This is a genomic window from Odoribacter sp. AF15-53, from assembly GCF_003479425.1.
GTDB lineage: Bacteria > Bacteroidota > Bacteroidia > Bacteroidales > Marinifilaceae > Butyricimonas.
Genome location: NZ_QUHC01000007.1, coordinates 209,558 through 234,279 on the forward strand (window position 1 = coordinate 209,558; position 24,722 = coordinate 234,279).

Sequence of the window (24,722 nt, forward strand, 5' to 3'; positions counted from 1 at the left end):
GGATTTAGTTATGAAAAGAACATGGAATAAAATATGTGCAGGGATCATAGCTTGTGTCACTTGTTGGTCTTGTAATGATTGGTTGGATGTGGATTCCAGCACGACCGTGACTCAGGAGCAATTGTACGGGAGTTACGAGGGGTTCCGGACAGCGATAAACGGGTTGTATTATTTGATTAGTCAACCGGATTTGTACGGGCGTGATTTGACATGGGGGGCGGCTAGTGTGTTAGGACAGAATTATGATAATCAAGAGGTGAATTCCCGTTATTGGGATCTGGCAAGTTATGCTTACGGTACTTCGAGTGCGAATAAAATCATGGATCCGATATGGAAACGGGCGTTTAACGTGATTGCCAATTGTAATAATTTGATACAGCAGGTTGAAACGAAGGATACTACGTTTTTCCCTTACGGGAGAGTGGAACGGGATTTAGTGTTGGGAGAAGCTTTGGGGATGCGTGCGTTGATGCATTTTGAGATCATGAGGTTGTATGCCCCGGCACCCGTGCAGGATGATGGTAAGCGGTATATTCCTTACGTGACGAGTTATCCTCTTCATTTTCCGGAGAAAGAGACCGTTGATTACGTGATGGGGAGGATTATCGAGGATTTGGAATCAGCAAAGACGTGTTTGGCCTATCATGATACGTTGTATAATGTGACAGCTATTAAAAGTGTGGAAGCCAGGATTAAAGCGAATATGACGACGGTGAAAGGAGGGTTGTTTTTTAACGGGCGTGCTACGCGAATGAATTATTTTGCCGCTTCGGCCTTGTTAGCCCGGGCATATTTGTGGAAAGGGGATAAGGTGAACGCTTTGCGGTGTGCTAATGATGTTTATGCCTACGGACCGGATGGTTTGTCCGGGAAGAATTGGTTCTTTTTCACGAAAGTAACCGATATGGGGGAAGCTAGTACTAAAAATGATGTGTATCGTAAGATGTATGAGGATATTTTGTTTACCGCGGTAAATCAGACCGAGTACGAGTTGTTCGAGGCAGATCGGGGGCCGGGTAGTTTTTATTATTTGAAAAATACAGATTTGCTATTTGGAGAAGATAAGGATGATTGTAGATTAAAAGTGTTGATTGGCAGTGACAATACTTCTTTAAGATGGCAAAGTCCGGATGCGTTGACCGATAAGGCTAAGGATATAATCGCGTATCAAGGGCCTTTGGCTCCGGTGATTCGCTTGAGCGAGGTGTATCATATTATGTGTGAATGTTTGGCTGACACGGATTTGCCTCGTGCGGTATCGCTTCTTCAAGCTTTAAGAGTTGCCCGTGAAGCGAAAATTCCTTTGAATGTGACGAGTAGAGATGAGTTTTTGGAAATCTTGTATAATGATATCATCCGGGAGACTTTGTCGGAAGGAGGTAGTTTTTATATGCATAAGCGCTTGGGACGGGATATGTATAATGGGGAGGAAGATCCGGTTGATATGACGGGGCGCTGGGTTGTTCCCGCACCGGAGAGTGAAACTGATATTTAATGATAGAGTGTAGAGTTATGAATAAGATATATGTTATTTTCCTTGTTTTAGTGTTTTTCTCTTGTAGTGAAGAGAATATTATGAGGTATAATGCATCGGAGAATTATATTCGCTTTACGAATGCTTACTGGGATTCGGTAAGGGTATCGTTTGTCAATTACCCGACAGAAAATTCGTTCGAGGTAAAGTTGCCGGTGGAGATTACGGGGAGTGTACTGGCTTCTGCTTTGGATTATGAGGTGGTTGTGGATAAAGACGCGAGTACCGGTATCGAGGGAACTCACTTTTCGCTGGAACGGGTGACTTTCGGGGCAGGTGTTTTTTCCGACACGTTACGGATGAAATTGAATCGTACGGCAGATATGAAAGAGGGTGAGTTTCGGATTGTTTTGCGTTTAAAAGACAATGAAAATTTCACGGTTATCCCTTCGGATTATGATTATGCCATTGTGCGAGTAAGTGATAAGATGTCTCAACCGGATTGGTGGAATCGGGGTATCGTGAACGATTATCTGGGGGCGTATAGTGATGATAAGTACACGTTGTTTATTATCGTTACGAAGCAGACGGATTTGAGTGAAGCGTCGCCAGCAGAGAAGCGTGCTTACGCTTTGCAGTTTAAGTATTGGTTGGAAGATCAGGAAAAAGCTGGCGTGACAGAATATAATGGGATTAAACTGGCGGGAATTGCAGTTCCGGTGAGAGGTTAATATTTAATGTGAAAAGTCATGAATAAAATTAGTTATATTAGTTTTATGATGGGGGTATTGATGCTGAACGGTTGTTACGAGGATAAAGGGCATTATGATTATACTCCCACGAACGGGATTACTTTGGAGGTGAATCCGTTGAATAAGACGTATTATCTGGGTGAGCGTTATTTTTATTCTCCGAAGGTGACCTACGAACAAGAGGGAGATTCCGTGAATTTCAATTATTGGTGGGAGATAACGGATAAAAAAGAGGGTGTTGCGGCTATTGACACGGCCTGTATCGGTTTCGATTTGGATTTTTATCCTAATGAGGAAAAGAGTGTAGGGGTGAGAATGTGTGCTATGGATTTGCGTACGAAGGTTGTGCATTCTTCCGCGGAGGTGAGGTTGACCGGGCAGGCGGCTTTGAGTCAAGGATGGTTGATTTTGAGCGAGAAAAGCGGTGAATCGGCTTTGTCGTATATCCGGCCGGAAATGACGGATGATAAAAAGCGTTTTTACACGGAATATCCGGATTTGTATAAGACGCTTTATCCGGATGAGAGTTTGGGGAGTGGGCCAAAGCGATTGAGGCAGATCATACATAATAATAGTACGGTTGTGGTCGTGATTCAAGAGAGCGGGTCGTTGTATCTGAATGGGGCTTCTTATGTTAAGGAGATGACCGTTGCCCAGGATTTCGTGGGGGATGTGCCTGCTGGTTTGAACGTGAAGGATTTCTTTTGGGGAAATGGGGTCGATTTTTTGTTGGATGAGAATGGAAATTTGTATTCCAGGGATTATTTTGATGATGGTAGGAAGGTTGATTTATTCACGACTCCTTTCACGGGAGTACGTATGCAGTTGGAAGGAGAGCGTTTGAATATCCGGGATATCATTTTTACCGGAAAACCCACAACGGCTTTTTTCAATGCTTTTAATGATGCGGAAAATCGTCGGTTATTGTGGTTCGGAAGCGGGTATAATACTTCTGATATCAAGAAGTTTTATCCGATCCGTATGCTTGACGTGGATACGTTGATAAATTTGAATGATTACGGGGACTGGGATTTGTTGTATATGCGTTCCGGACAGGAATCGACGTGGAGTGATATACCCACCTTTGCCCTTTTCAAGAAAGGAGATGTTGTGAAAGCTTTGAATATGCAGGTCGCTTATTTTTTTCCCACGGTAAACCCGCCATTCTCAGCAATAGCCATGTCCAGTTGTGATCAATCGAATTTTGACGGGGCGAAGTATTTGAGTGAAGACTCTAAGTTTTATCGCTTGAGGCAACGCGGGTACTTTTTCTTTTCGAGTGGAAATACGATTTATTGGTATGATTTGTCGACCAAGAAAGCTTATAAGTTTGATGAAGTTGAAGGGGGAGATGTGATCGTGGATATAGAGACCAACTCGTCGGAAACCGAGTTAGGTGTTGTGACGGCTAATGGGATTTTCGCGACGTTTACGATAAAGAATGAACATCTTTTTGACCCCACGCATTTGATTTATCAGAAAGGCGGTTTTGGTCGTGTTGTTGATTTGGAATTTAAATGGTCGAATTGGAATAAATATAATTTCCCGAGAACCGACGAGTAAAAGCTTGTCGGGGAAAGCAAGTTCGATATTGTAATCATGTGAAATTTAACGTGTAATGTTTAGGTAGAATGATTCAGTGATTGTAAAGAGGGTGGGTTGTGCGAGTGAAATTTAAAATCACTGAATCTTTAAATCGAGAATTGATAAAGGTTTATAAGAAGACCTTTAGTGGAACGTATTGTGTAAATCTTATAATAGAAATGTATGGAACAACCAATTGTGAAGGTGGAACATCTTTTTCACCGGTATTCGGTTCATTGGGCCGTTAAGGATATAAATTTGGAAATAAGTAAGAATGGTATTTACGGGTTATTGGGTTCAAATGGAGCGGGTAAATCGACCACGATGAATATTATGTGCGGGGTCTTGAAACAGACCGAGGGAGACGTGTTTATCCGGGGGATAGATGCTCGAAAACATCCGGTGGAGGCTAAACGTCTGATCGGTTTTTTACCGCAAAAGGCCCCTTTACACGTGGATCTTACGGTAGAGGAGTATTTGAAACATTGTGCCAATATGCGGGATATTCCGGGTAAACAGGTTGGAGAGGCGATAGATCGGGTTTTAGAACAATGTAATATAACACATTTTCGTAATCGGTTGATTCGCAATCTTTCCGGTGGTTACCAGCAACGGGTCGGGATTGCTCAAGCGATTATTCATAATCCTGATTTTGTTGTGTTGGATGAACCGACCAACGGGTTGGATCCGAATCAAATTGTAGAAGTTCGGAATTTAATTAAAAAGATAGCCGAAGATCGTACGGTGATTCTTTCAACGCATATATTACCAGAAGTACAGGCTGTGTGTGATCATATTTTTATGATTGAAAACGGACAATTAGTTTTCTCGGGGACAGTACGGGATTTTGATAATTATATTATTCCGAATACGATATTCGTTTCTTTACGGGAAAATCCGGGCGAGGCAGAACTAAAGGAATTGGAGGGAGTGCTTGACGTGAATTATTTAGGGGGAATTGATTATCGTCTGAAGTATAATGACGCCGTGGATGTGATAGACCGGGTGGTAGAAGCCAGTGTTCGTAAAGGCTGGCATTTAACGGAGATTCGTCAGGAAAAGAGTTCTTTGGATTCGATATTTGCAGAGTTGTCTAAAAAAAGTAAATAGTAAGTGATATGAAAAAGATATATAAATTGGCATTGACGGAGTTGCAAACCTTGTTTTATTCTCCGGTAGCCTGGTTAATTCTGGTTATTTTCTTGTTTCAGGTAGGGATGACTTATTGTTCGATTCTCGAACCGAAGGTGTTAGGGCAGGAGTTAGGACATACGCAAGCGAATTTGACAATGACTATATTTTCCGGTTGGAGAGGGTTGTTCGAGGCGATTCAACGGAATTTGTATTTTTATGTTCCCTTGTTGACGATGGGGTTGATGAGCCGGGAATTCGGTAGTGGTTCTATAAAACTTTTGTACTCTTCTCCTATCACGAATACTCAAATTATTTTGGGTAAGTTTCTTGCTATGATGGTATATGGGGGGTGCATGTTGGGGGGAATTTTTGTCGTGGTATTGCATGGTGCGTGTACTGTTCAGAATTTCGATATGCCGGTTGTTTTAACGGGTATGTTAGGATTATATTTGTTATTTTGTACTTACGCGTCTATCGGTTTATTCATGTCTAGTTTAACTTCCTATCAGGTGGTAGCGGCGATAGGGACGATCGCCATATTTGCCATGTTGGGATATGTTGGAAATTCTTGGCAGCATGTTGAGTTTGTACGGGATTTGACTTATTGGTTGGCTATTAACGGACGTGCCAGTCAATTTGTTAATGGGATGATTTGTTCTGAGGATATTGCCTATTTTGTCCTAGTTTCAGCCCTTTTCCTCTCGCTGTCAGTCTTGCGTTTGAATGCTGTCAGGCAGAAGAGTACTTTCGCAATGAACTTGGGGAGATATGTTGGGGTTTGTGTGGTGGCTCTTTTATTGGGATATCTTACGACATTGCCCGTGTTGAAGTTGTATTATGATGCTACCCGGATGAAAGTAAATACATTAACCCAGAATAGTCAGGATATAGTGAAAATGGCCGAAGGGGGAATGACAATAACTACTTTTTCGAATTTGATGGCCCCGTCACGTAATATATTTGCTTCGCCTGAAAATATAAATCGGGATAAAGAGCGTTTGTCCAAGTTCATCCGTTTTAAGCCTGAGATTAAATTGAGGTATGTTTATTATTATGATACGACAACGAACGTGGTGTTGGATCGGCATTTCCCGAATCTTACTTTACGGGAGAAGATGGCCGAGGTGGCCGAAGTCTGGAAGTTGGATACCGCGAAGGTTCGTCCTTACGAAGAGGTGGTTGCACAATACCCGGAATTGGCCGGAGAAGCAAAGAATTTTGTACGCTTGATCGAACGGGAAAGTGGAGAAAAGACTTTTTTAAGGATATACGATGATATGATGGTGCATCCGGATGAAAAAGAGATTGCGGCGGCAATCAAGCGGATCGTGATGCGGCTACCTAAGGTGGGTTTTGTAACGGGACATGGAGAGCGGGATATCAACAAAGGGGGAGATCGTGATTATCTGCGTTTTTCTTACGATAAACCGGCGAGATATGCTTTGATAAATCAGGGTTTTGACGTGTGTGAAGTTCGTTTGAGACAGGATATTCCGGAGGATATAAACATTTTGGTTATAGCGGATGTCAAGACGGCTTATTCTCCGGAGGAATATGCCGTGTTAAGTAGATATATTGACCGCGGGGGGAATTTGTTGATAGCTGGGGAGCCCCGGAGAATAGAAGCGATGAATCCGATCGTGGAACCGTTGGGGGTTCGTTTTCTACCGGGCGTGTTGGTGCGTCCGACAGAGGATTATCCGGCGGATTTGATATTGGGTAAAGCCACGCCGGCAACGGTTACGGATATCGCTTATGCTTTTACTTCTATGGTGCGTTACGGGACTGTGGCTACAATGCCCTCTTGTTGCCCGATGGAATATTCTGAGGACAAGGGATTTCGGGTAATACCGATGTTGATGAGTGATACCATTGGCGTCTGGAATGAGTTGGAGACAACTGATTTCCTGGATGATACCGTGCGACTAAATTCTGCTATCGGGGAAATAGAAAAGGCATGGCCGCTTGGTTTGGCTTTACAACGTCAGGTGGGTGATAAAGTACAAAAAATTGTTGTATTGGGAGATGCTGATTGTCTGAGTAATGGCGAGGGGAGTCGAACCCGTCGCGAAATTGCAGCTACGAATTATTTACTCATGTCCGGTTCTTTTTATTGGTTGTCGGATGGTGAGGTGCCTGTGGATACTCGTCGGGATGCGGCTCCGGATAGAAAGATTGAGATAGGAAAGGCGGGAATGCGCGTGACTACTTGGTTTTTCTGGTGGGTGTTGCCGGGATTGTTGTTGATAACCGGAATTATCGTGTGGATCAGGAGACGGGGACGATGATTGTTTGGTGATTGCCGGATAAGATTTCGTTTCTCGGAACGTGGGAAACGTTTGATTTCATGATTAATAACGTATTTAGAATCTAATTCGAAATAGGGCGGGTTTTATATCGTCGTGTTTCGAATTAGATTTAAATACAAGTAAATATTTTTTATATCTTGTACCTCTTTTTTGTCTGTTCGTTGTCTTAATCAGAGAGGATGAATGAGGAATTCGAGTATTTGATAAGTGAAACGAATGTGTAAATAAACGAGCGATGAAATGAATTTATGTGTATTTTTATTGTGTGTCGGGGCTATGTTGCCTAATAAAGAAGAGAAGAAAAAACCGGTGGATTATGTGAATCCTTTTATCGGGACAAAAAGTATGGGACATACTTTTCCGGGGGCTTGCGTTCCGTATGGTGCGGTGCAGTTGAGTCCCGATACGGAAAACGTGCCGCATAATATTGACGGGGTCTACCAGCAGGACGCGTATCGTTATTGTGCGGGTTACCAGTATGACGATCCGACGATCGTGGGATTTAGTCACACGCATTTGAGTGGGACCGGGCATTCGGATTTGGGGGATATTCTTTTGATGCCAATGGTTGGGGATGTGAAATTGCTTCCCGGGAGTGCGGAGCGGCCGGAAGAGGGGTATCGTTCCCGTTTTTCCCATGAGCAGGAAAAGGCTTCTCCCGGTTATTACGAGGTCATGTTGCAGGATTACGATATAAAAGTACAGTTGACGGCGACAGAACGGGTTGGAATACATAAATATACTTATCCGGCAGGCAAACGGGAAGGTCACGTGATCGTGGATTTATTGCACGGGATATACAATTACGAAGGGAAGGTTTTATGGGCAAACCTGCGGGTGGAGAACGATACTCTGTTGACGGGATATCGTATTACCCGGGGATGGGCCCGTACGAATTATACATATTTTGCGGTTACGTTTTCCAAACCCATAAAAAATTACGGGCATGAGAATTTTGAAGAGGTGAAGTACAGGGGATTCTGGCGTCGATTTGACGAGAAGAATAATTTCCCGGAAATGGGCGGACGGGGAATCGTGGCGTTTTTTGATTTTGATTTGCAGGGTAGTCCGGAATTGGAGGTAAAAGTGGCTCTTTCTTGTGTAAGCACGGAGGGGGCATTGAAAAATTTGCAGGCAGAAGTTAGCGGTTTGAATTTTGAGCAGTTGGCTATCAAAGCGCGGGAGAAATGGAATAAATCGCTTTCAGTGATTGAGGCGCAAGGAAACGAAGATCAGTTGAGTATGTTGTACACGTCTCTTTACCACACGATGATCAATCCTTCCGTGTATATGGATGTGGACGGGCAATATCGGGGGGTGGACCATATGATTCATCAGGCTAGTGATTTTACCAATTATACGGTATTTTCTTTGTGGGATACTTATCGGGCTTTACATCCTTTGTTTAACGTGATGAATCGTCAGCGAAACCAAGATATGGTGAAGTCCATGTTGGCCCATTATCAACAAAGTGTGCATAAGGCTTTGCCCGTGTGGTCGCATATGGGGAACGAGAATTGGTGTATGATTGCTTATCACGGGGTTGCCGTGGTGGCGGATGCCGTGGCGAAAGGGATCGAACTGGATAAGACGTTGGTACTGGAGGCTATGAAGAATAGTTCGAATGTTTCGTATTATCAAGATACCCGAGATTACGTGGAGAAGGGATATGTGCCCGTGGATAAAGATGGAAACGGGGCTTCCATTACCTTGGAGAATGCTTATGATGATTGGACGATTTATCAGACGGCAAGGATGTTGGGGAACAAGGATATGGCTGAGGAATACGGGAAACGGGCGTTGAGTTATCGGAATTTATTTGACGATCGTTTGGGCTTTGCCCGACCTCGTTTATCCAACGGGAGTTGGAAGGAGCCGTTTGATCCGTTGAACACGCACGGGGAGGGATTTATTGAGGGTAATTCATGGAATTATTCCTTTCACGTGGCGCATGATGTGAACGGGTTAATTCGTTTGATGGGGGGAGAGAAACGTTTTGTCGAGCGGTTGGACAGTTTGTTCACGATGCATCTTCCGGAAAAGTATTATGCCGATACGGAGGATATTACAGAAGAGGGATTGATGGGAAATTATGTCCACGGGAACGAGCCGAGTCATCACGTGTTGTACTTGTATGCTTGGACTTCGCAACCTTGGAAAACTCAGTTGCGGGTACGGGAGGTGATGAACCGGATGTACCGGAACCGGATTGACGGTCTTTGCGGGAATGATGATTGTGGGCAAATGTCAGCTTGGTATATATTCTCGGCTTTGGGATTTTATCCCGTGTGTCCGGGAACGGATCAATACGTGTTGGGGGCGCCTTATTTGCCCTACATGAAAATTTATTTGGAAAATGGTCATTCTTTTGAAGTGCGAGCCCCGAAGGTGAGCGACAGAAATCGGTACGTGAAATCGGTAAAGTTGAACGGGAAACCGTATGAGAAGGCTTATATTACCCAACAGGATATACAAGCGGGTGGAATACTGGAGTTCGAGATGGGTAGTAAACCCGAACGCGACAGGATTTATTCGGATGATAATAAACCTTATTCTTTGACACGATGAGAGTGAGAGTAATTGTATGGATGTGTGTCTTGGGAATCATGAGTTCTTGTGGATGCAGCGAAAAGAAAACAGTGGATTGGTCCGGTTATGACGTGGGTAAAGTAGAGTTCCGGAACTTGTCGCCTGAAACGGAAGGTGCCAGGTTATATGCCCGGATCGTGCCTAATCCGGAACAATTCATACAAGAATGTGCTCGGCAGGTATTGAACACGCTTTATTTCTCACCTCAGGACAGTATCCCGAAGGTGGAATTGATCACGTACGAATTAAAGTCTTATGATGGAGTTTCGGCTAAAAGCGGGAACCCGCCGGCGATCATGATTACTTATAGTACAGATTGGATTGAGAAAAGTTACAAGGGAGATTTGGAGCTTTTGATTCGGGAGAACCGGGGCGTGCTTTGGCATGAATTGACTCATGCTTATCAGTTGGAACCGCAAGGAATAGGTAGTTACGGGACGAATAAAACGTTTTGGGCGTTTATAGAAGGGATGGCAGATGCGGTTCGTTACGTGAATGGCGGTTTCACGCTGGACGATCGCCCCAAAGGGGGGAATTACATGGATGGATACCGGACAACAGGTTTCTTTTTGGCTTGGTTGATGCAGACCAAAGATTCGGATTTTTTACGTAAATTTAACCGCAGTACTTTACATGTGAAACCGTGGTCTTTTCAAGGTGCAATCCGGTATTCTCTCGGAGAAGGGTATGATGTTGATCGGCTTTGGGAAGAATACATGAGCGCGATGGGGGATAAGTAGGTTTTCGTTTAAAGTATTTTTAGAGTAAAAAATTATAGTGTTGTGTTTATGAAATATCATGTATTAATTGTCTGTGTTTTAGTTTGTTTGTGGCTTTGTGCGGGGATTCCTGCACAAGCTCAAACTGTTTTTGATCCCGTGGAATACGTGAATCCTTTGATGGGTACGCAATCCACGTATGAGTTGTCTGCCGGGAATACTTATCCGGCTATTGCCCGTCCGTGGGGGATGAATTTCTGGATGCCCCAGACGGGGAAGATGGGCGACGGATGGGCTTACGTGTACACGGCGAACAAGATCCGCGGGTTTAAGCAAACTCACCAACCCAGCCCTTGGATTAACGATTATGGGCAGTTCTCCCTGATGCCTGTCGTGGGAGCCCCGGAATTTGATCAGGATAAACGGGCGAGTTGGTTTTCGCACAAGGGGGAAGTTGCCAAACCCTATTATTACAAGGTTTATCTGGCCGAGCATGATGTCGTTACCGAGTTTACGACAACCGATCGAGCGGCTCTTTTCCGGTTTACTTTCCCTGAGAACGAGCATTCGTATATCGTTGTCGATGCGTTTGACCGGGGTTCGTTTGTCAAGATCGTGGGCAATAACCGGATCGAGGGATACACGACCCGGAATAGTGGAGGTGTGCCCGAGAATTTTAGGAATTATTTCGTGATCGAGTTTGACAAGCCTTTCGAGTATCGACATACTTTTGCCGATGGTAATTTGAGTGATGAATTGTCACAACGGGCGAATCATGCGGGAAGCGTGGTCGGGTTTCGCACGAGAAAAGGAGAAAAGGTACATGCTAGGGTGGCCTCTTCGTTTATTAGCCCGGAACAGGCGGAAAGAAATTTGAAAGAGCTGGGAGATGATGATTTCGATGTGCTCGTGGAAAAAGGTAAGGCGGAGTGGAACAAGGTGTTGAGTGCAATTCAAGTGGAGGGAGGTTCGCTGGATCAATACCGGGTATTTTATTCCTGTCTGTATCGTTCTGTGCTTTTTCCTCGCAAGTTTTATGAGCTTGATGCGGTGGGAAATATCGTGCATTATAGCCCGTATAATGGCAACGTGTTACCGGGGTATATGTACACGGACACGGGGTTTTGGGATACTTTCCGCTGTTTGTTTCCTTTGTTGAATCTGGTTTACCCTTCCCGGAACAAGGAGATTCAGGAGGGGTTGATCAACACATATAAGGAAAGCGGTTTTTTCCCTGAATGGGCGAGTCCGGGACACCGGGGATGTATGGTTGGGAATAATTCAGCTTCCGTTCTTGCGGATGCTTATTTGAAAGGGGTTCGGGTTGCCGATACCGAGGCGCTGTACGCGGGGGTGGTACACGGGACAGAACACGTGCATTCCAGGGCTTCTTCCACGGGACGTTTAGGACACGAGTATTATAACAAGTTGGGATACGTGCCTTATGACGTGGGAATTAACGAGAGTGCGGCCCGAACGTTGGAGTATGCTTATGATGATTGGTGTATTTATCAGTTGGCGAAGGCTTTGGGGCGTCCGAGGGAAGAAATCGACAAGTATGCCAAACGGGCTATGAATTATAAGCATTTATTTGATCCGGAGACGAAGTTAATGCGGGGAAAGAATCAAGATGGGAGTTTTATGACCCCGTTTTCTCCTTTGAAATGGGGGGATGCTTTTACGGAAGGAAACAGTTGGCACTACACGTGGTCGGTGTTTCACGATCCGCGGGGATTGATTGATCTGATGGGGGGAAAGGAGACTTTTGTCCGGATGCTGGATTCCGTTTTTGCCGTACCTCCTTTGTTTGATGCGAGTTATTACGGGGGAGTGATTCACGAAATCCGGGAGATGACCGTGATGAACATGGGGAATTACGCTCACGGGAATCAGCCGATACAGCACATGATTTACTTGTATAATTATGCCGGACAACCTTGGAAGGCGCAATATTGGTTGCGAGAGGTTATGAACCGGATGTATACCCCGGGACCGGACGGGTATTGCGGGGACGAGGATAACGGGCAGACGTCGGCATGGTACGTGTTCTCGGCCATGGGTTTTTATCCCGTATGCCCAGGGACGGATCAGTACGTGTTAGGGACCCCGCTTTTCTCGAAAGTAACAATTTATTTCGAGAACGGGAAAAAGATGCAGATCATCGCACCGGGTAACGATGATTGTCATCGTTATGTTGACCGGGTGAAGGTGAATAAGAAGGTATACACGAAGAATTATATCACTCACGAGGATTTGTTGAGTGGCGGTCGGATTGAATTCCGGATGAGCGAGCAAGCCAACAGGCTCCGGGGAATAGGAGATTCGGATGTACCTTATTCATTTTCATTGAAAAGAGAGTAGAAGAAAATTATGTCAGTCATTTAGAGGCTTCGATGGTAAATCGGAAGCCTCTTTTCTTATCTTTGCCTGAAACTAAAAATGGATATATGAAAAAAGCAAATTTGACTCTTTACACGGTAATTGGCGATTTTAATCGTGTTGCCGAATCGATGCGGGCTAGGTTTCAGGAGGTGACAAAGATGTTTACCCCGGAAGATGATCGCTGGATGATCGTGTTGCAGGATGACTCGATGATACGTTGCTCGATGATACAAGCGAGGGATCAAGCGGAACAGGTGGCCGAGCACACGGAGGGCATGGCTAATTATTTCGCGGGGGTGGAGACTTCGTTGACCGTGATCAAGGAGGAGGTAATTCGCCAGATTCAGTGTTTTAATTGTGTCGTGGGAATTGAGTTCGAACTGGATGATAACCGGGATCGGACGAATTATATCGTGAACACGTTTTATGACGTGGCGGGTGATGTAAACGGTTTTTTGCTTTACCCGAGCATGAGTCTTTTTGACAGTAAGGGGAAGTTGCTTTTTTCTGTGAAAGGGGAGAGCGAGTACGAGACTTTTCGTCCGGTAGCGAATGCGGATTTGTTGGAAGTGGATCGCCCGGAAGCCGGGAATGTTGATCTGGCACGTCGGGATCGTTCGATTGCTCGTTTGAAAGAGGCGGGAGTTCCTTACATGGAGCATTTACCTTGCGAGGTGATGGATTGCGAGGCTGTAATAAAGAGTCCGGAGATGATTGCCCGTCGGGCTGCAGCGTTGTTTGCCGTGGCGTTGTATTCCGAGGTGTTGTTGTCGGAGAATCCGGACCGGGAAGAAGCGTTGGATTACGTGAGCAAGGTGGCGGAGGCTTATCATATTGAAGATGAATTTACCCCGATGGAGCGGGAGTATCTTGATAATCCGGATCCGGAACAGCATGATTGCATCCAATTTTTGTGGCGGTACGAGTGTTGTGCCGTGTTATTATGGGCGTTAGGTATTGACGAACTTCCTTATCCTTCGGAGATTTGTAATGTTCCGTTTATTGCTCGCCTGTTTTTTGATCATAAGGATGAGGGGACGATTCTGGGGTTGGGTGAGGTTCGGAAGAGAGGGGAGATATTGGATGAAGCCGATTTGACCCTGCGCTATGATTGGGCTTGCGTGGATGCCCGTGTTAACGGGAAAGAGGCTCCCGCATCCTTGGAAGGTGGTGTGGTGATGGAGCGTCACTATGCTTTTAATTGGTTGATCGGGGGAAGTGACGGGGCAGCCTGGGATGAAATTCAGCCCACGACGTGAAAAGGGATGCACGGGAGAAAAACAAATTTAGAATTTAGAATGAAATGCGTGAGAATTGTGCGGGGAAATCACTTAATCGGAAATCATAAATCACCGAATAAACTTGGCCTTGTGCGGTTGGAATCTAAAATCTAAAATCTAAAATGGATAAGGGGGTTATCCCCTTTTTTCCGGTAGGTATTTCCAGAAGCGGGCGGGGAGGTTCTGGCGGTGTAATTTTGGGTTGGAGCGTTCTTTTATGGTGATAGCCTTGAAATAGGTCTGCCAGAGTTTCTGGAAAAGCTTCTCGTCTTGATCCATGATGCTTTCATCGAGGAATCCGGTGTGGAGATGTCCCTCTTTTTGCTCGAAATGAACTTCGGTAATGGTGGACAGGTCATAATAATAACCATATTCCCGTTTGAGGTCGTAGAGCAACCATTTTTGATCGGCAAAGCGGTCTTGCAGGTAGGGAAGCACGAGCGAGATCACGTTGTACAACGGTTTCAGGGCGGCAAAGTAGGTCCCGTCCGCTGCTTTCTGGAAGCGCAGGAATTGCATGACCCGTAACCGTTCGTTGTTGACTTTCTTCCAGACTTTTGATATTTCCAGCACGTCGGGATCGCCGAAGTTAAGTTCTATGGAGCGAGGGGCGTTCACGGCTTTTCGCATGTAACGGAACAAGAACATGTCGATCCCCGGAAGTTCGGATAACCAGCATGTCGAGAGACTGGCGAGTCCCGACGCGGAGAGTTTCTTTTGTAAGCCGTTCCATACCCGGTTACTTCTTTCTTCATCGGTGACCACCGTGTATATTTCGTCATAAAACAAAGGGGGCGGTTCTTCTTCGGCAAGCAGCATGTCGGGGAATTTTTTCATGCTGTAAGCATCAAAAACGGCGGTCAGCAACCCCTCGAATGTTTTATCGTAGCGGAATATAAACATGTTAGAATTCGTTTTTCATTTTCAATTTTCAATTAATAAACGAACGGGATGATCAGTTGGCTGTCGTCGATTTTGGTTGCCTTTCTTTGGGTCAGGATGCGTCGCACGTTTTCGGGTTTTAGCTCGTTGACCGTCCGGGTGGGAAGTTCGTGACACGTGATGAAATATTGAGCCTTTTTCAGAACGACTCCGATTTGTTTCAGGTGTGAAGTACCCAGACGGGAATAGCGGCGGGCGGTGAGAATCATCTTGGCTGATTTCACACCCAAGCCGGGGACCCGTAACAGCATTTCGTAGTCTGCCCGGTTGATATCCACGGGAAAAGCTTCCGGATGGCGTAGCGCCCAAGCCAGTTTGGGATCAATTTCCAAGTCGAGGTCGGGATAGGAGTCGTCCACGATCTCGTCAACCTTGAAGCTGTAGAACCGGAGTAACCAATCGGCTTGGTATAATCGGTTTTCCCGCACGAGGGGCGGTTGTTTCAAGGCGGGCAGGCGGTTGTCGTAGCCGTTGACGGGAACGAATCCCGAGTAGTAGACCCTTTTCATGCTGGGGCGCTTGTAGAGAGCGGAAGTGAGGTGTAAAATATCTTTATCCGAGTCGGAGGTGGCGCCCACGATCATCTGGGTACTTTGTCCGGCGGGGACAAAGCGGGGAGCGTGGCGATATTTCTTCCGGTCCTCGGCACTTTGTAGTATGCCTTGTTGTATGTGACGCATGGGGGTGAACACGCTTTGAAAGTCCTTTTCGGGAGCGAGGAGTTGTAAACTTTGCTCGTTGGGAATCTCGATGTTCACGCTCATCCGGTCGGCGTAGAGTCCGGCCTCGTTGACAAGTTCTTGGCTGGCTCCGGGGATGCTTTTCAGGTGGATATACCCGTTGAAACGGTATACTTGCCGGAGGTCTTTCACTACTTTCACGAGGCGTTCCATGGTGTAGTCGGGATTGCGCACGACACCGGAACTGAGGAAAAGTCCCTCGATGTAATTCCGACGGTAGAATTCGATGACCAGGTTGACTAGTTCGGTGACGGAAAAGGTGGCTCGCGGCAGGTCGTTGCTCCTGCGGTTGATGCAGTAGGCGCAGTCGTATATACAACTGTTGGTGAGCATGATTTTTAGCAGAGAGATGCAGCGTCCGTCTTCCGCGAAGCTGTGGCATATACCCCATCCCTCGGCACTCCCGATCTGTCCTTTTTTGTGAGAACGGGAGGTTCCGCTGGATGCACAGGATACATCGTATTTCGCTGATTCTGCGAGTATTTTGAGTTTGTTTAATACGCTTTCATCCATGACGAATGGGGTTATGGTGTTTATGCAAAGATAGAATCTTCACGTTATATTACGGGATGAAAATAGAGAATTAACATTAAAAATTGTAAGAAAGTAGGGGGCGAATCCGCCCCCTTTAAAGTTGGGATTATTCGGTTTTCCCGTAATCCGAAGTACTTTTTCTATAAACGAGGCTGCTGAAAAAGTCCTCTTTGAGAGGAATAACTACCCCCTCCGGCTCCCCCTTACACGGGGGGAGAGTTAGTAAGTTAGTGAAAATTCCTTACCCAGGGGAGGAATGATTACCAAGCGGTTTCCCCTCCTGTGTAAGGAGGGGAAAGGGGTGGTAGTTCAAAATAATGGGACTTTTTCAGCAGACTCGTTTATAGAGGAGAAAAAGGTATTTGATGTATCTTCGTGAAAAATTGTTTTATGCTAACGTCACGTTTCTATCCAGATAGACATCTTGGATGGCGTTCAGGAGTTGTACACCTTCGTTCATGGGTTTCTGGAAGGCTTTTCGCCCGCTGATTAATCCCATACCTCCGGCTCGTTTGTTGATCACGGCGGTGATCACGGCTTCTTTGAGGTCGGATGCTCCCTTGGATTCTCCGCCGGAGTTGATCAGTCCTACGCGTCCCATGTAGCTGTTGGCTACCTGATAGCGGCATAGGTCGATCGGGTGGGGAGAGGTCAGTTGGGTGTAAACTTTTTCATTCGTTTTCCCGAATTTGAGGGCGGTAAATCCACCGTTCTCGGTCGGGAGTTTCTGTTTCACGATGTCTGCCTGTATGGTGGCTCCCAGGTGATTGGCCTGTCCGGTAAGGTCTGCCGCGGAGTGGTAGTCCACGCCGTCTTTTTTGAAGTATTCGTTCCGCAGGTAACACCAGAGGATGGTCGCCATTCCCAGTTCGTGAGCGTGGTTGAAAGCCTCGGATATTTCGAGTATTTGACGACGGCTTTCGGGTGAACCGAAATAGATGGTTGCTCCCACGGCAGCCGCTCCCATGTTCCATGCTTCTTCAACCGTGCCGTAGAGGGTTTGGTCATATTGCGTGGGGTAGGTTAATAGTTCGTTATGATTGATTTTCACGATGAATGGGATCTTGTGCGCGTATTTGCGGGCCACCGATCCGAGTACCCCGAACGTGGAGGCGACGGCATTGCACCCGCCCTCGATGGCTAGTTTCACGATGTTTTCCGGGTCGAAATAGAGCGGGTTTGGTGCGAATGATGCTCCGGCCGAATGCTCTATGCCTTGGTCCACGGGTAATATGGATACGTACCCGGTGTTTGCCAGACGACCGTGCCCCAGGATGGATTGCAAACTATTTAGCGTACGGGTGTTTCTATCGGATGGCATCCATATTTCGTCAATCGTGCCGGGTGACGGAACGTGAAGCAGGGATTTGTCGATTGTTTTGCACGTGTGGTTTAAAAGGAAATCGCTTTGATCTCCCAAGATTTCGATTATTCTGTTTGTACTCATAATGATGTAGTATTATATTGTTTAGATTGAAACGAAATTAATGAGAGTTTTGTTGTGTATATGAGAAAAATAGTTTATTTTTACATTTATTAAATCAATAATTGTAATCGTGGTAAAAATATTTTATATAGTTTGGTGTTTCTTGTGCGTGTTATCGTTGCAAGTAGAGGCGCAGAAAGGAAAATATTTCGAGAAAAGCGTTCGTTTTCCCGAAAAGGCCACGTTAGAGGAAAAGGTGGATATGGCAGCCCGGTTGGTTCCCTCGAAGAAGCAGTTAGCATGGCAACAACTGGAGTTGACGGCTTTTATCCATTTCGGGATGAACACGTTTACCGGGAAGGAGCGGGGAGACGGGAAGGAGTTTCCGGTGATGTTTAACCCGGTGGCGCTGGATGCCGAGCAGTGGGTGAAAGCGTTGAAAGCGGGAGGTTTCAAACTGGTGATATTGACGGCGAAGCATCATGATGGATTCTGTTTGTGGCCGACGAAAACGACCCGCCATTCCGTGGCGGCTTCCCCGTGGAAGAATGGGAAGGGAGATATCGTCCGGGAATTGAGAAAAGCGTGTGATCGGCATGGGATGAAGTTCGGGCTTTACGTTTCTCCCTGGGATTTGAACGCGGTGAGTTACGGGGATTCTGTAAAGTATAATGATTTTTTCGTGCGCCAGTTGACGGAGTTGTTGACGGATTACGGGAAGGTTGACGAGGTTTGGCTGGATGGTGCGGGAGGAAACGGGGAGAACGGGAAAAGACAGGGGTATAACTGGAATTTGATATTGTCGACAATCAATAAGTTGCAACCGAACGCGGTGATTTCTATCTGCGGTGATGATGTCCGCTGGGTGGGAAACGAGAGTGGGCGGGGAAGAGAGATTGAGTGGAGTTCCGTGGCACTGGTGCCGAGGTGTTACCCGAACGCGGGGGAACGAAACACGGAGATGCGTCTGAACGTGTTTTCCCGAGATCTTGGGGGACGGGATGTTATCGGGCGTGCCTCCGAATTATTCTGGTATCCTTCGGAAGTGGATGTTTCTATCCGTCCCGGTTGGTTCTATCACGAGAAGGAGGACGTGAAGGTGAAATCGCTGGCGGAGTTGGTGAAAATCTATTTCCAGTCGGTCGGGTGTAATTCATCGTTATTGCTGAACGTGCCTCCTGACAAGCGGGGGTTGATTAACGAGAAGGACGTTGCCCGGTTGAAGGAGTTTGGCGATTACCTGACGAAAATGTATACCATAGATTTGGTTTCCAAGTCGTTCCGACCGTGGACGGCTAAAGAAGGCGAGGGTAAAGAGTATGCCTTGGGTAAGGGATGCGTGGTGAATACGATCTTGTTGCAAGAGGATATCAGTCGCGGGCAGCGGGTGGAAGCGTTTACCGTGGAAGGGTTGGTGAATGGCGGGTGGCAGGTGCTTGGAAAGGGGGGGACGATCGGGTATAAACGATTGTTGCGTATTCCGGATACCTCGGTGGAAGCAATTCGCATCACGATTGATAATTGTCGTAAGGAAGCGAATATATCGAGGGTGGGTGTTTTCCTGGCTCCAGAAATACCGAGAAAATAAAGTTTGTCAGGTTCGTGGCGTTTATAAAAACTTTTTTTCACGTTTTTCGTTTTAGCCATAGAGACTAAAAACAATATTTAAAACTACAGGATCTATGGCAAAAAAAGTTGCAGAACAGTTGGTGGACATGCTGGTGGAGGCCGGCGTGAAACGTATCTATGCCGTGACTGGCGATAGTTTGAACGAGATAAACGATGCCGTGAGGAAGAACGATAAAATCCAATGGATACACGTGCGTCACGAGGAGGTCGGAGCTTATGCTGCCGGGGCTGAAGCGCAGTTGAACGGGCAATTGGCCTGTTGTGCGGGAAGTAGCGGACCGGGACACGTGCATTTGATTAACGGTTTGTATGATGCTCATCGTTCGGGGGCTCCGGTGCTGGCGATTGCCTCGACAATGGCAACGGGCGAGTTCGGGACCCGGTATTTCCAGGAGACCGACACGATAAAGTTGTTTGATGATTGCAGTTATTATAATCAGGTGGCGACGACACCTTGTCAGATGCCCCGGATGTTGCAGGCGGCCATGCAGGCGGCCGTTTCCGCTTCCGGTGTCGCGGTGATCGGGGTTCCGGGAGACGTGACGGCACGGGGTGCGGAAGATATATTTTCTTCGGTTAAAGCGTTCCCTACCCACCCGTCGATATGCCCGTCGGACGAGGAGTTGGAGGCTTTGGCCGCCTTGTTGAACGGGAAAGAGAAGATCACCTTGTTTTGCGGGATCGGGGCGAAGGATGCTCATGCCGAAGTCGTGGAATTGTCCCGTCGTTTGAATGCTCCCGTGGCGTATTCTTTCAAGAGTAAGATGGAGATACAGTACGATAATCCTAACGAGGTGGGGATGACCGGGTTGCTGGGAATGCCTTCCGGGTATGACAGCATGCACGAGGCCGAGGTGTTGGTGATGTTGGGAACGGATTTCCCGTATGCCGCTTTTATGCCGGAGCATAACACGATCGTGCAGGTGGATATCAAGCCGGAACGTCTGGGAAGACGGGCGAAGGTAGCGATGGGACTCTGCGGGGACGTGAAAAGTACCTTGCAGGCGTTGTTGCCTCGTATCAAGCAAAAAGAGGCGGATGATTTTCTTCGGAAGCAGTTGAAGGGATACGAACGGGTGAAGGAAAATTTGCATGCTTACGTGGAGGAGAAGGGACAGACGGATAAAATTCACCCGGAGTACGTGATGTCGGTCGTGGATGAACTGGCGTCGGGAGACGCTATCTTCACGGTGGACACGGGAATGACTTGCGTCTGGGGCGCCCGTTACCTGCACGGGACGGGGCAACGGAAGATGTTGGGTTCTTTTAATCATGGGTCTATGGCGAACGCCGTACCGCAGGCTATCGGAGCTTCATTGGCTTTTCCGGAACGTCAGGTTTGGGCTTTATGCGGGGATGGCGGTATATCCATGTTGCTGGGAGATCTTTCGACGATCGTGCAATACAAGTTGCCCGTGAAGATTGTCGTGTTTAATAACCGTTCTTTGGGTATGGTGAAGTTGGAAATGGAGGTAGCGGGATTACCGGACTGGCAGACCGACATGGAGAATCCTGATTTCGCTCTCGTGGCCAAGGCGATGGGAATGGAAGGATTCACGGTGAACGATCCGGAGAAGGTACACGAAGTGTTGGAACAGGCTATGCGGGTTGATGGTCCGGCGCTGGTGAACGTGATGACCGATCCGAACGCGCTGGCGATGCCGCCGAAAGTGGAATGGAGCCAGATGATGGGATTCGCGCAGTCCATGTACAAGTTAATGATTAATGGACGCACGAAGGAAATACTGGACACGATCAGTTCTAATTTTAGACACATGAAGGAGGTCTGGACAAATTGAGTCAAAGGTTTATAAAGTTCATAAGGTCCATAAAGTCTATAAAGTCCGTAAAGTCTGTGGACCCCTGCGGGGCGCTTTGCTCACGGCAGCCTAGGCTGCCGTTAAACACTGTCCGAAGGACACCTAAGACTTTATGGACTTTATGGACCTTATGGACTTTATGGACTTTATAGACTAGGGTAAACGCATTTTTTATGCGTTTGCCCGGTAAAGGAGGTTTTGTAAGTTAGAAAGATCGTATCTTTGTGCGATAAATAAAGAAATATAGTATATGATAGATTTTAAACCGATCAGGATTGAGGATAAAGAGTTGATAACGTCATATTTTCTGGCTTGCGGGAACCGGGATTGTAATCTTTCGTTCGTGAATTTGTACACGTGGCAGTTTTTGACGAACAGTCATTACGCGGTGGTGAACGATTGTCTGGTGGTGCGTTTCACGCTGGATGAAGAGAGTATCGTGTACACGATGCCCGTGGGTTCGGGGGATGTGAAAGGCGTGGTTGAGTTGCTGAAGGAACAGGCGAGAAACGAGGGGCACGTTTTGCGGATACATGGCGTGTTCCCTGAATTGGAGGAGTGGTTTAACCGGGAGTTTCCGGGGTGTTTTGACTATCGCTTGGATCGGGATTATTTTGACTATATCTATTCGCGGCAGGAGTTGGCCGAGTTGAAGGGGAAGAACTTCCAACCCAAGCGGAATCATGTGAATAAGTTCAAACGCACGTATAATTACCGCTATACCCCGCTGACGGTTGACCTGATTCCTCATTGTCTGGAACTGGAGGAAAAGTGGTGCGAGGAGCATGGTTGTGACGAGGAGGAGAGTTTGCTGAACGAGCGGAAAGCACTGAATTTGGCCCTGCGGAATTTCGAGGCTCTCGGTCTGGTTGGCGGGGCGCTTTGGGTGGATGACGAGATTGTCGGGTTTACTTACGGGGCTCCCGTGAATCACGACACGTTTGCCGTTCACATCGAGAAGGCCGACAGTCATATTGACGGTTCTTATAACATGCTGAACCAGGAGTTCGCACGACAGATACCGGAAAAGTATATCTACTTGAACCGGGAGGAGGATTTGGGACTCGCGGGGTTACGTAAGGCGAAATTGTCTTATCGTCCCGTGATTTTGTTGGAGAAAGGATATGCCGAGTTAATTGAGAATTAAAATAAACTATTGAAGATGAAAGAGTCGATGAAGAAACAGGCGGTGATGGAGTTGTGGAGACTCTGTTTTGACGATACGGAGGAGTTTATTCGTTTCTATTTCGAGAAGAAGTACCGGGAGGAGAATGCTCTGGTATTCTGGGACGAGCAAGGGGCGGCAATTGCCGCCCTGCAAATGCCTCCTTACCCGATGACTTTTGCCGGTAGGCAGATCGTGGCAGGGTATATTTCCGGGGCTTGTACTCACCCGTTGGCCCGGGCCCGTGGTGTTATGACCAAGTTGTTACGAGAGACGTTCTACGTGATGCGGGAGAGGAAGATCCCCGTGAGTATACTGATTCCTGCCAGCGAGTGGTTGTACGGGTATTACGGGAAGATGGGATACGCCACCGTTTTTGATTTTACCCCGGAGCATTACAGGATTCTGGAGAAACCGGCTTCTGATCATTTTCGGGTGGAAGCGATCCGGGATGAGGCGCTGTTAACGGATGAGGTGTTCGATTATTTTCAGAAGATGATGTGGCAACGCCCTTGTTGCGTGCAGCACGACCGGGAGGATTTCGAGACGATTGTTGAGGATTTGAGAATCAGCGAGGGGGCTTTAATCGTGGTGTATGGCGGAGAGCGGGTAGTTGGAATGGCGTTTGCCGAACCGTGGGGAAATCGTGTGTTGGTGAAAGAGGGTTTGTATGATTCGGACGACGTGAAACGAGCCGCCTTGTGGGGGGTGATGAATCATCTGGATGCGGCGGAAATCTATTGCCGGGCGTTACCCGCGGGTAAAGAAGACGAGCATCGGGGGATGGCCCGGATACTGGACGTGGAGCAGGTGTTGCGGTTGTATGCCGTGAATTATCCCGATCGGAGTTTCGTGTTAAAGGTGACTGACGAATGGATCCCGGAGAACACTGGGATATACGTTGTCGGACAGGGGGACTGTTCGCGAGATGAGGGGAAACGGGTCGAGGCGGAGCTTACGATACAAGAGTTGACGCGATTACTTTTCGGTTATCAACCGGAACGAAACCCTGTGTTGAATCCCTATTTCGAGACGTGTCAGCCTTTTATAAGCCTGATGCTGGATTAATATTTCCGTTTTGCCCCTTTTGTTTTCGAGTCGATGAACTCGTCAATTTCGTCTATGGAGAGCTTTTTCACGTTCGTGATAATCATGTTTTCCCGTAAGAAGTTCCCGTACGTGTTGCATTCCTCGATGATTGAATAAAAAATATCTTTTAAATTTGCTTCGAAAGGTAGCAGAAGCGTGAACGTGATGTATTTGTCATAGTGATCGGATTGTTCGATTTCTCCTTGATTCTTGACAATAACCAGCTCGGTTTCTTTCTTGACAATATCCCATTGGAAAGGTTGCAGGGTGATACCCTCGTTGGCGATGTACACGCAGAAGTAGCGTAATAACGTGCCGTGGCCTCCCAATCCCGTGGATACGAAAATGGCCGATTCGTCCAGTAATGTCGATTGGATGAGCATCCGTGATTGTTGTAGGGCCACGGTTGCCCACGCTTTTAACGGGGTATCCTTTTTTTGAAAAGTTTCGATCGTACGATATATAGAAATATCATTGACCGTGGAAAGTATGGCCAGTAAGGTCTTCTTCTCCTCTTCGTCGATTGTTTCGTCAAATAAGTCTTGCGCGTGCGCGATGGCTTCCTTGCTCTTGACTTTAAAATCGCCGCCTTTAATGAGTTCTTCCAGAAGTTTCATGTATTGGTGTTGAACTTTCACGTCAATCTCTTCTTCGAGAATATTTAACTGGGAACCCGCTTTTGACAATAATTCATTCACGCTTTCCCACTTTGGGTCGTCTTGATTTTCTATATGTTCTGTTTTCATACTGCAAATTTAAACTATTTGTTGATTATACGGATCAAAAAATAAAAGATTCATCGTTGTTAAGTTTAAATTCCGGGTGAAAGGAGGCGAATTGCCGTTTTCGGCACTACGGGGAACGGGATGAGACCTCGGTTTTTCATGTTAATTTCTGTATATTCGCACTGGTGTCTCCCTGGTAAGTTGCCGATAAGTTAACGATAAGTTGCCGATAAGTTGCCGATGTGGAGCGGTAACTTGTACCTGATTTTGCCTCGACGTGTTGCGAGGATACGAGCGAGAGGCCGGAGAGGCTATTTACAGGTAGGGACGAGAGGGGAGGGGCCTGAGTTCTTGTACGAAACATACATTTATGATGAATTCGTCAATTTTATTCTGTGTTTATTTAGAAAAAATAAAAATAAAGTTTTT

General features: G+C 46.7%; 17 protein-coding genes and 1 pseudogene. 13 read left to right on the forward strand and 5 right to left on the reverse strand.

Annotation, left to right across the window (positions count from 1 at the left end):
- Positions 1-10: 10 nt before the first annotated feature.
- From DWW52_RS15020 to DWW52_RS15060, 9 genes are all read left to right on the forward strand, one after another.
- On the forward strand, positions 11-1,495 hold the full coding sequence (locus DWW52_RS15020) for a RagB/SusD family nutrient uptake outer membrane protein (protein WP_118716322.1): 1,485 nt from the start codon (positions 11-13) through the stop codon (positions 1,493-1,495).
- A gap of 17 nt (positions 1,496-1,512) precedes the next feature.
- Positions 1,513-2,205, forward strand: a complete 693-nt coding sequence (locus DWW52_RS15025; protein WP_158582626.1) for a DUF4843 domain-containing protein — start codon at positions 1,513-1,515, stop codon at positions 2,203-2,205.
- 18 nt (positions 2,206-2,223) lie between these two features.
- Positions 2,224-3,789: a PKD-like family lipoprotein gene (locus tag DWW52_RS15030; RefSeq protein WP_118716324.1), complete on the forward strand. Its 1,566-nt coding sequence runs from the start codon at positions 2,224-2,226 to the stop codon at positions 3,787-3,789.
- A gap of 204 nt (positions 3,790-3,993) precedes the next feature.
- Positions 3,994-4,920, forward strand: coding sequence for an ABC transporter ATP-binding protein (locus tag DWW52_RS15035; RefSeq protein ID WP_118716325.1), 927 nt, complete (start codon positions 3,994-3,996; stop codon positions 4,918-4,920).
- A gap of 8 nt (positions 4,921-4,928) precedes the next feature.
- Positions 4,929-7,232, forward strand: coding sequence for a Gldg family protein (locus DWW52_RS15040; protein WP_118716326.1), 2,304 nt, complete (start codon positions 4,929-4,931; stop codon positions 7,230-7,232).
- A 261-nt stretch (positions 7,233-7,493) separates the two neighbouring features.
- Positions 7,494-9,821: a GH92 family glycosyl hydrolase gene (locus DWW52_RS15045; protein WP_255418994.1), complete on the forward strand. Its 2,328-nt coding sequence runs from the start codon at positions 7,494-7,496 to the stop codon at positions 9,819-9,821.
- Positions 9,818-10,582: a basic secretory protein-like protein gene (locus DWW52_RS15050; protein ID WP_118716328.1), complete on the forward strand. Its 765-nt coding sequence runs from the start codon at positions 9,818-9,820 to the stop codon at positions 10,580-10,582. The genes DWW52_RS15045 and DWW52_RS15050 overlap by 4 nt, the downstream gene beginning before the upstream one ends.
- 48 nt (positions 10,583-10,630) lie before the next feature.
- Positions 10,631-12,922 (forward strand): GH92 family glycosyl hydrolase, encoded by a 2,292-nt coding sequence (locus DWW52_RS15055; protein ID WP_118716329.1) that lies wholly within the window; start codon positions 10,631-10,633, stop codon positions 12,920-12,922.
- Positions 12,923-13,008: 86 nt separating this feature from the next.
- The gene (locus DWW52_RS15060; protein ID WP_118716330.1) at positions 13,009-14,202 is read left to right on the forward strand and encodes a DUF4272 domain-containing protein; all 1,194 of its coding nucleotides are present in this window, start codon (positions 13,009-13,011) and stop codon (positions 14,200-14,202) included.
- Between the two features lie 156 nt (positions 14,203-14,358).
- Here DWW52_RS15060 and DWW52_RS15065 read toward each other — a convergent pair whose 3' ends face one another.
- The 3 genes from DWW52_RS15065 to DWW52_RS15075 form a co-directional block, all read right to left on the reverse strand.
- A complete protein-coding gene (locus tag DWW52_RS15065) occupies positions 14,359-15,126 on the reverse strand; it encodes a TIGR03915 family putative DNA repair protein (RefSeq protein WP_118716331.1) in 768 nt (255 codons plus the stop codon).
- Positions 15,127-15,158: 32 nt separating this feature from the next.
- Complete coding sequence (locus tag DWW52_RS15070) at positions 15,159-16,418, reverse strand: putative DNA modification/repair radical SAM protein (protein ID WP_118716332.1); 1,260 nt, start codon at positions 16,416-16,418, stop codon at positions 15,159-15,161.
- A gap of 409 nt (positions 16,419-16,827) precedes the next feature.
- A complete protein-coding gene (locus DWW52_RS15075; protein ID WP_118716333.1) occupies positions 16,828-17,886 on the reverse strand; it encodes a class I fructose-bisphosphate aldolase in 1,059 nt (352 codons plus the stop codon).
- 127 nt (positions 17,887-18,013) lie between these two features.
- On the opposite strand from DWW52_RS15075, the pseudogene DWW52_RS15080 reads away from it, so the two are divergent.
- From DWW52_RS15080 to eis, 4 genes and pseudogenes are all read left to right on the forward strand, one after another.
- Positions 18,014-19,432: pseudogene (locus DWW52_RS15080) on the forward strand (alpha-L-fucosidase); the annotation flags it as partial.
- A gap of 115 nt (positions 19,433-19,547) precedes the next feature.
- Complete coding sequence (locus tag DWW52_RS15085; RefSeq protein ID WP_118716334.1) at positions 19,548-21,293, forward strand: thiamine pyrophosphate-dependent enzyme; 1,746 nt, start codon at positions 19,548-19,550, stop codon at positions 21,291-21,293.
- 271 nt (positions 21,294-21,564) lie between these two features.
- Entirely contained in the window at positions 21,565-22,461 is an 897-nt protein-coding gene (locus tag DWW52_RS15090; RefSeq protein ID WP_118716335.1) for a DUF2156 domain-containing protein, read from the forward strand.
- 15 nt (positions 22,462-22,476) lie between these two features.
- Positions 22,477-23,547 carry an enhanced intracellular survival protein Eis gene (eis, locus tag DWW52_RS15095; protein ID WP_118716336.1) on the forward strand — a complete coding sequence of 357 codons (1,071 nt, stop codon included), beginning with the start codon at positions 22,477-22,479 and terminating at the stop codon, positions 23,545-23,547.
- Here the strand turns inward: eis and DWW52_RS15100 are convergent.
- Together DWW52_RS15100 and DWW52_RS20950 are read right to left on the reverse strand one after the other, a co-directional pair.
- Entirely contained in the window at positions 23,544-24,314 is a 771-nt protein-coding gene (locus DWW52_RS15100; protein WP_118716337.1) for a hypothetical protein, read from the reverse strand. The two genes, eis and DWW52_RS15100, sit on opposite strands and share 4 nt — an antisense overlap.
- A gap of 136 nt (positions 24,315-24,450) precedes the next feature.
- Positions 24,451-24,657 (reverse strand): hypothetical protein, encoded by a 207-nt coding sequence (locus DWW52_RS20950; protein ID WP_148315383.1) that lies wholly within the window; start codon positions 24,655-24,657, stop codon positions 24,451-24,453.
- Positions 24,658-24,722 lie beyond the last annotated feature (65 nt).